Source organism: Streptomyces ossamyceticus (genome assembly GCF_001418475.1).
Lineage (GTDB): Bacteria > Actinomycetota > Actinomycetes > Streptomycetales > Streptomycetaceae > Streptomyces > Streptomyces ossamyceticus.
The window spans coordinates 1-7,491 of the sequence record NZ_LIQX01000309.1 but is presented as its reverse complement, the minus strand read 5'-3'; the positions used below and the strand labels follow the sequence as shown (position 1 = coordinate 7,491).

Genomic DNA, 7,491 nt, shown 5'->3' with positions numbered 1-7,491 from the left:
CACGACGCCGGCTCCACCCCACTGCCGCCTTCACCCCCCTTCCGCGGTGGCCCCACCCTGTCGGCAGCCCACCCACCGGCAGGGCCCCCGTGAGCGGTCTCCCCAGCGGTGGTCCCCCTGGCAGCGACTTCCCCGGCGCCGGTCCCCTGCCGGCGGTCGCCTCACGACACCTCCGGCCGCTGCTCGGACCCCGTCAGCGCCGCGAGGGCCGAGGCCACCGCGTGGGACGCGGTCAGGTCGAGGCGGGCGCTGGTGCCGCGTGCCTCGTGGCGTACCTCGGCGGCGGCGAGGGTGAGGAGCTGCGGCAGCAGATCGGTGCACCGCCGGGCCACCCACCCGGTGCCCGCCGTGGCCAGCCACCACAGACCGGCGGCGCGGGTCGGCGCGGGGGAATCGGGTTCCGGTGACGGCGCCGGACCCGTCGCGAACCCGGCCTCCGTGAGCCGCGCGTGGAAGCGGACGGCGAGCTGCCGGTGTCCGCGCTCGCCGGGGTGGAGCCGGTCCGCGCTCCACATCGCGCGGTCCGTCAGCCAGGCCCCCTCGCAGGCGTGCAGATGGACCGCTCCATGGCCCTCGGACAGGGCGTGCACGACGGTGTTGACGGCCCGTTGCCGCCGGGCGAGCGGCCGGGCGAGGGCTCCGGGCAGGCCGAGCATCGCGCCGGGGTCGGGCAGGCACGCGGTGAGCAGCGCGGCGCCCCGGTCCCGCAGGGCCCCGTACACCTCGTCCAGGCGGGCGGCCACGGCGTGGATGTCGAAGGTGCGGCGCAGGGTGTCGTTGACGCCGATGACGACGGAGGCGATGTCCGGGCGGAGCGCGAGCGCGGCGGACAGTTGGCGTTCCAGGACGTCGCGCGTCTGGGAGCCGCTGACGGCGAGGTTGGTGAACTCCACCTCGGGGGCGAGTCCGTCGGCGAGCAGCGCGGCCCAGCCCCGCCAGTCGTCCGCGACTGGGTCCCCGACGCCCTCGGTGAGGGAGTCGCCGAGGGCCGCGAAGCGCAGGGGTCTCATCCGACGCCCTCCCATGCCGGGCGGCCGACGTGCGCGTCGTGGGCGGCGAGGAAGGCGTCCACGGCGGTCTGCCAGCCGAAGCACTCCGCCCGCGCGCGTGCCGCGTCCCGGCGTTCCCGCTCGGGTCGGTCCAGGAGCGACTCGACGGCGTCCGCGAACGACGTACCGCTGTCCGCCGCCGTCGCCCCGGCCGACCCGACGACCTCGGGCAGCGCCGAGGAGGAGCTGGCCACGACCGGTGTGCCGCAGGCCATCGCCTCCAGCGCGGCCAGCCCGAACGTCTCGGCGGGCCCGGGCGCCAGGCACACGTCGGCGGAGGCCTGGAGGGCGCCGAGCAGGTGGCGGTCGGCGACATGGCCGAGGAAGGTCACGGGCAGCCCGCGGGCCCGCTGTTCGAGCCGGGTCCGCAGCGGTCCGTCCCCGGCGACCACCAGCACCGCACGCCGTCCGCGCCGGAGCAGCGCCTCCAGCGCGTCGAGCGCCGTGCCGGGACGTTTCTCCACCGAGAGCCGGGAGCACATCACCAGCAGCACGTCGTCCTCGCGCGCGTGCCGCTCGCGCACCCCCGGGTCCCGGAGCCCGGGGTGCCGTCCCCCGAGGTCGACGCCCAGCGGGGCGCGGACCACGTTCCGGGCGCCGATCCGTACGAACTCCCGCTCGGCGAACTCGGTGGTGCACACCACGCGCGCGTAGGTGTGGGCGGTACGGACGTTGAGGGCGTCGGCGGCCCGGCGGGCCATCGTCTCGGAGAGGCCCCAGGTGCGCAGGACCCCGTCGGCGGTCTCGTGGGAGACCATCACCGCGGGCACCCGGGCGCGTCGCGCCCATGCCCCGGTCCAGCGCAGGGTGGTGCGGTCGGAGACCTCCAGCCGGTCGGGGCGGAGGGACTCCAGAAGGGACGCGACCCGCCGCTTGTCCATGAGGACGCGGTAGCCGCCGGTGCCGGGCAGCAGGGGCCCGGGGAGGGTGATGACACGGCCCTGCTCGGTCTCGCGGTCGGTGTACCGCTCGCCGGGCACGACGAGCACCGGGTGGTGTCCCGCGGCCCGGTAACCGCGGCCCAGCTCCCGCAGGGCGGTGCGCAGTCCGCCCGAGGCGGGTGCGACGAAGTTGGCGAGCCGCACGATCCGCAGCCCGGTGCGGGCGGCGCCGTTCCGGACGGCCCCTGAGGAAGCCCCGTTCATGCCGGAGGAGGCCCCGTTCATGCCGCCACCGCCGTCCGCGCTGCGAGCACGTCGGCGTAGTGCCCGATGAGCTGGTCGCCGACGGCCGCCCAGGTGCGCCCCTCGACCATGGCCCGCCCGGCGGCCCCGTAGGCCGCCCGCAGCTCCGGGTCGCCGGCCAGCCACGACACGGCGTCCCGCAGGGCCGCGGCGTCGCGCGGCGGCACCAGCAGCCCGGTACGGCCGTGTGCCACGAGGTCCAGTGGTCCCCCGGCGGCGGGGGCGACGACGGGCACGCCGCTGGCCATGGCCTCCTGCACGGTCTGGCAGAAGGTCTCGAAGGGGCCGGTGTGGGCGAAGACGTCCAGGGAGGCGAAGATGCGGGCGAGGTCGTCGCCGGTGCGGCGGCCGAGGAGGACGGCGCCGGGCAGGGCCTCGCGCAGCCCCGGTTCGCTGGGGCCGTCGCCCACGACGACGACGCGTACGCCGTCCAGACCGCAGACCCCGGCCAGCAGTTCGACCTGCTTCTCGGGGGCGAGGCGGCCGACGTAGCCGACGATCAGCTCGCCGTTCGGCGCCAGTTCGCGGCGCAGCGCCTCGTCGCGCAGGGCGGGCCGGAAGCGGACGGTGTCCACACCGCGCCGCCACAGCTTCACCCGGGGCACCCCGTGTGCCTCCAGGTCACGCAGGGCGACGCCGGACGGGGCGAGGGTGAGGTCGGCGGCGGCGTGGACGGAGCGGATGCGCCGCCAGGCGGCCGCCTCGCCGGCGTGCACATAGGTGCGGGCGTAGCCGGCGAGGTCGGTCTGGTAGATGGCGACGGCGGGCACCCCGAGGCGCGCGGCGGCAGCCATGCCGCGCACCCCGAGGACGAAGGGACTGGCCAGGTGGACGATGTCGGCCCGGTGCTCGACGATCGCCCCGGCCACCCGGCGGCTGGGCAGGGCGACGCGGACCTGGGGGTAGCCCGGGAGCGGGAGGGAGGGGACTCGGACGACGGGGCACGGCGCCCGGAGGTCGGCGCCCGCCGCTGTGCCCGCGGCGGTGGCCGGGGCCACGACGAGCGGCGAGTGACCACGCGCGACGAGGTGCCGCGCGGTCTGCAGGGCGCAGTGGGCCACGCCGTTCACATCGGGGGGAAAGGACTCGGTCACGATGACGACACGCATACCCGTGTTGTCGTCGTACCGGACGTGGCCGCGTCAACGTGGATCTTTCCGGACGAGGAACGTCCCATGAGCGTTGCGCTGCACACATGTCCAGGTCAGACCGTGTCCATGCCCTCCTGGCCTCCGGGTCACGGGCCGTTCACATTGCGGGCATGTCAGGACCGATTCGGCTGCGTACGGCTGTCTGGACCTCGGCCTCCTCAGCCGGGTCGGCGGCCAGTCGGCGGAGCTGGTCCACGACGCGGGTGTCGCCCGTCTCGGCGTGCCGGGCGGCGATCTCGCGGGTGGTCTCCTCGCAGTCCCAGAGGCATTCGACGGCGAAGCCGGCCGGGAAGGAGGGGTCGGTGGCGGCGAGTGCCCGGGCGGCGCGGCCGCGTAGGTGGGAGGAGGCGGTCTCCCGGTAGATGTGGCGCAGCACGGGTGCCGCGCAGGCGATGCCGAGGCGTCCGGTGCCGTCGACGAGGGTCCACAGGGTGGGCGCGTCGGGGCCCTCGCCCCGGACGGCCTCGCGCAGGGCGCCCAGCACCAGGTCGCTGTCCTGTGCGCCGCCCCGGCAGGCGAGCACGCGTCCGGCGGCCACGCCCAGGGGGTCGGGCCGGTGCACCCAGCCGCGTGCCCGGTCCACGGCGGCCGCGCTGCGCATCCGTTCGAAGGAGTCGACGGCTGCCTCCACGACCATCGTGGTGCCGTCGGCCACCGCGCCCTCGATCAGATCGAGGGCGTCGGGATCCTCGCCGTCGGCGAGATAGCGCAGGGCGGTACATCGGGCGGCGTCGTCGCCGCACCGGGCGGCCTCGATGATCTCCGGCCGGTCCTCGGGTCCGGCGACGGCCGTGAGGCAGCGCGCGGCCGGCACATGGAGGACGGCTCCGCGTTCGATGCCTTGTCGGGCCCATTCGAAGACGGCGCTGACGCTCCAGCCGGGCCGGGGTCCGCTGGGCCGCATCTGCCGCTGCCAGCGGTCGAAGCAGCCGGTCTCCTGGGCGGCACGCACGCGTGTGGCGACCGCTTCGCGGGGGTCGTCGGCCCACAGTCGCCAGGGCCGGGGTTCGAAGGCGTCCCGGACGGTGGCGGCGAGTTCCGCCTCTCCCTCCGGGTCGGTGGTGAAGCGGGCGAGGACGGGTTCGGCGAGGGCGCGCAGCCCTTCGTCGTCGTCCCTGAGGGCCAGTTCGTCCAGGGCCCACGCCCAGTTGGTGCCCGTGGCGGCGTACCTGCGCAGCAGGTCGAGCGCGTCCCGCCTGCCATACGAGGCGAGGTGTCCGAGAACCGCGAGGGCGAGTCCGGTGCGGGACTCCTCGGTGTCCAGGACGTCCTCGGCGTCGAAGAGATGCCGTTCGATCTCGTCGAGTTCGCCGTGCAGGTCGAGGTAGAGCCGGGCGTAGTAGAGCGAGCGGTTCTCCACCTGCCAGTCGTGGCGGGGGTCGCTCAGCACACAGGTGTTCAGTGCCGCGAGCGCCTCGGCCCGCGGGGCGGTGAGCGCGTGCAGCGTGCCGTCGCCACGGCCCCGCTGCAGCAGGCCGAGCAGCGTACCGCTGGGCGCTATGAACGGTTCGAACATGGGAAACAGCCTCACATCAAGCGTCGACGCAACCGGGGATCTTGCTCTACCTGGCCGCGTGACAACACGTCGGGGCGCCCGCCGTTTCCTGCTTGCTGTAGACCATCTTCCTCTGCCTCTCGTCAGTGGCCCATGCGGACCGCATCACGGTCCACGTGGTGCGGCAACACCTGCCCAGCCATCGCGTCCGTGAATCACGACGTCATGATGACCCGGCGGTTCTTCCTGCCGCGACCGATATTTCCGGCGGCCCTGTACCGCCTCCCCCGTCTTTCGTTTTTTACCTGGTCAGAACATGTGGATCAGTGTGCGCCGAAGAGTTCGAGCAGCTCGGTCCTGCCGAACATCCGCGCCGTGTCGACGGCGTTCGGCGTGCCCTCCAGCGGGTCGGCGCCGCCCTCCAGAAGAACCCGGATGACACCTGCCTCCCCCTTGAAGACCGCCCCCGCGAGGGGGGTCTGCCCCCGGTCGTTGACGCGGCCCGCCTCGGCGCCGCGGGCCAGCAACTCCCGTACCGCGTCGGCGTGGCCGTGGTAGGCGGCCAGCATCACGAGCGAGTCACCGCGGTCATTGGTGAGTTCGGCCGGGACGCCGGCGTCGACGTACGCCACGAGCGCCTCCGTCTCGCCCCGCCGGGCCAGATCGAAGACCTTGGTCGCCAGCTCCACGACCTCCGGGTCGGGGGCTTCGCTCATCGCCGGGTCCACCTCTCACTTCGCGTTGCCGCCACGAGCACGTGTGCGTCTGGAGCGTACGACGACAGCGCCGCCGTACGGGTGAATCGCCAGAGTACTGGCTTCTCGCGCACATGAGCGGCCATGACCGAGGCAAAGATCACATCGAGTCACGCGGGACGCAACAGCCCAGCCCGGACGGCCGAACGTCCACTCACCCACCCAGATGAAAACGCCGGAATTTCCCTCATTTGCACCTTTAATCGTATGGATACATGCTGTGACCTTGGAAGAACTCATGGTGACTGTCCCCACCTACCAGGAGAACCCACATGATCCTGAACATCTCCGGCGTCGTTCTGCTCGGCGTGATCGTCTTCCTCTTCTTCCGCAAGGACGGCCTCAAGGCCTCGCACGCCATCATCGTCACGCTCTTCGGCTTCTACCTGGCCAGCACGGGTATCGCCCCGAGTATCACGGCGGGCGGCGAGAGCCTCGCGAGCCTCCTCGGCGGGATCAAGTTCTGACCCCGTCCCCATCCGTACGCACCTCCAGGAGACAGCCGTGGCCCGGGTCACCCTCCCCCGCATTCTGAGCAACCGCGGCGCGCATCTTGCCAAGAGCCGGGAGCTGGCCCGGACGGCGGCCGACGGCGCCACCGACGTCCTCCATCCGCTGATCACGATCACCCGTGGACTGCGCCGGCTGACCGCGGCCGGCCGGCGCAGATGGGTGGAGACACCGGCGGACCGGCGCGGGTCACTGCTGTTCCTCGCCGCCTCGGTGGTGCTGGTGGTGACCCTCGTGCCGTACGGAGTGCTGCTCGCCGTCATCGCCCTGATGGCAGCGGCAGCCTGGGCGGGCCGCGACGGCGCGGTCCCCGAGCCCACCGGGGCCGACGAGTCCCAGACCAAGCGTCTGCGCTCCCTCTACGAGGCCCTGGTCCCCTGTTTCTCGGCCGCCGAGGACCCCGAGCCGCTCTACGCGCACGGCGGTGCCTGGGACAAGGCATTCCCCACCTACGCGTTCGACGGCACCGGACGGATCTGCCATCTGCTGATCCACTACCCGGCGTACTTCGCCGACGGTGAGCCCGAGTCCCGGGCGCGTGTCGAGCATCTGCTGCACGCCAAGGCCGGCCGCGGCCGCGAGTACCGCTTCGACTGGGACGAGGAGGGCAACACCCTGTCCGTCAGCGTCCTGCCCCCGCTCGCCACCGACATCGCCGCCCAGCGCTTCGTGACGGCTCCCGGCGAAATGGTCCTCGGCTTCACCGACCCGGCGCAGGTTCAGCGCACGCTCCCCCTCTCCTTCGGGGAGGAGCAGCGCGACGTACCGCCGGTCGTCTGGCGCACCGGCGCCCGCTCCACCGAACCCCATCTGCTGGCCGTGGGCGAACCGGGCAGCGGAACGACCACGCTGCTGCGCTCCATCGCCCTCCAGGCACTGCAGCACGGCGACGTGGTCATCGTCGACGGCGCCGGCAGCGGCGACTACGCGTGCCTGACCGGCCGGGACGGCGTCCTGGCCGTGGAGAGCGGGCTCTCCGGGGCGCTGGCCAGCCTGGAGTGGGCGTCCCAGGAGACGGAACGCAGACTGATCGCCACGAACCGCGCCCGTCAGGCGGGGCATCCGGCCCCGGACGACACCAAGCGCCCCCTCTGGCTGCTGCTCGACCGCCCGACCGTACTGGCGCATCTGGCGGCGGCCGACGGCGGACGTGACCCGCAGTCCCTCCTCCAGGTCCCCCTGCGCCACGGCCGGGCCGCGAACGTCACGGTCGTCGTGGCCGAGCAGTTCGACCACCTGGACACCCTCGGCGAGGCGGTACTGCGCCACACCCGCGCGCGCGTGGTCCTCGGCCCCACCACCGCCGAGCAGCTCCAGTCCGTCCTCGGGGCGCCACCCCCCACGACC

At 73.6% G+C, this 7,491-nt stretch carries 7 protein-coding genes; 2 read left to right on the top strand and 5 right to left on the bottom strand.

The genetic code is table 11. From position 1 onward, the window contains the following. Positions 1-161 precede the first annotated feature (161 nt). From AOK15_RS23050 to AOK15_RS23030, 5 genes are all read right to left on the bottom strand, one after another. Positions 162-1,010, bottom strand: a complete 849-nt coding sequence (locus AOK15_RS23050; protein WP_055519905.1) for an SGNH/GDSL hydrolase family protein — start codon at positions 1,008-1,010, stop codon at positions 162-164. Then, complete coding sequence (locus AOK15_RS23045) at positions 1,007-2,194, bottom strand: glycosyltransferase (RefSeq protein WP_055519907.1); 1,188 nt, start codon at positions 2,192-2,194, stop codon at positions 1,007-1,009. The genes AOK15_RS23050 and AOK15_RS23045 overlap by 4 nt, the downstream gene beginning before the upstream one ends. Before the next feature lie 17 nt (positions 2,195-2,211). Continuing rightward, positions 2,212-3,342 carry a glycosyltransferase family 4 protein gene (locus AOK15_RS23040; protein WP_055519903.1) on the bottom strand — a complete coding sequence of 377 codons (1,131 nt, stop codon included), beginning with the start codon at positions 3,340-3,342 and terminating at the stop codon, positions 2,212-2,214. A gap of 139 nt (positions 3,343-3,481) precedes the next feature. Continuing rightward, on the bottom strand, positions 3,482-4,900 hold the full coding sequence (locus AOK15_RS23035) for a HEAT repeat domain-containing protein (RefSeq protein WP_055519901.1): 1,419 nt from the start codon (positions 4,898-4,900) through the stop codon (positions 3,482-3,484). A gap of 302 nt (positions 4,901-5,202) precedes the next feature. Then, positions 5,203-5,595: an ankyrin repeat domain-containing protein gene (locus tag AOK15_RS23030; RefSeq protein WP_055519899.1), complete on the bottom strand. Its 393-nt coding sequence runs from the start codon at positions 5,593-5,595 to the stop codon at positions 5,203-5,205. 311 nt (positions 5,596-5,906) lie between these two features. Between AOK15_RS23030 and AOK15_RS23025 the strand changes: the two genes are divergently transcribed. Beyond that, positions 5,907-6,101, top strand: a complete 195-nt coding sequence (locus AOK15_RS23025) for a hypothetical protein (RefSeq protein ID WP_055519898.1) — start codon at positions 5,907-5,909, stop codon at positions 6,099-6,101. Between the two features lie 37 nt (positions 6,102-6,138). Then, positions 6,139-7,491, top strand: a 1,353-nt coding sequence (locus tag AOK15_RS23020; RefSeq protein WP_055519896.1) for an ATP-binding protein, incomplete at its 3' end; no start/stop codon positions are given.

Coding starts and splice junctions, on each gene's coding strand:
- AOK15_RS23045 (WP_055519907.1), bottom strand. CDS start 2,194: ATGAACGGGGCTTCCTCAGGGGCCGTCCGGAACGGCGCCGCCCGCACC.
- AOK15_RS23025 (WP_055519898.1), top strand. CDS start 5,907: ATGATCCTGAACATCTCCGGCGTCGTTCTGCTCGGCGTGATCGTCTTC.
- AOK15_RS23040 (WP_055519903.1), bottom strand. CDS start 3,342: ATGCGTGTCGTCATCGTGACCGAGTCCTTTCCCCCCGATGTGAACGGC.
- AOK15_RS23030 (WP_055519899.1), bottom strand. CDS start 5,595: ATGAGCGAAGCCCCCGACCCGGAGGTCGTGGAGCTGGCGACCAAGGTC.
- AOK15_RS23035 (WP_055519901.1), bottom strand. CDS start 4,900: ATGTTCGAACCGTTCATAGCGCCCAGCGGTACGCTGCTCGGCCTGCTG.
- AOK15_RS23050 (WP_055519905.1), bottom strand. CDS start 1,010: ATGAGACCCCTGCGCTTCGCGGCCCTCGGCGACTCCCTCACCGAGGGC.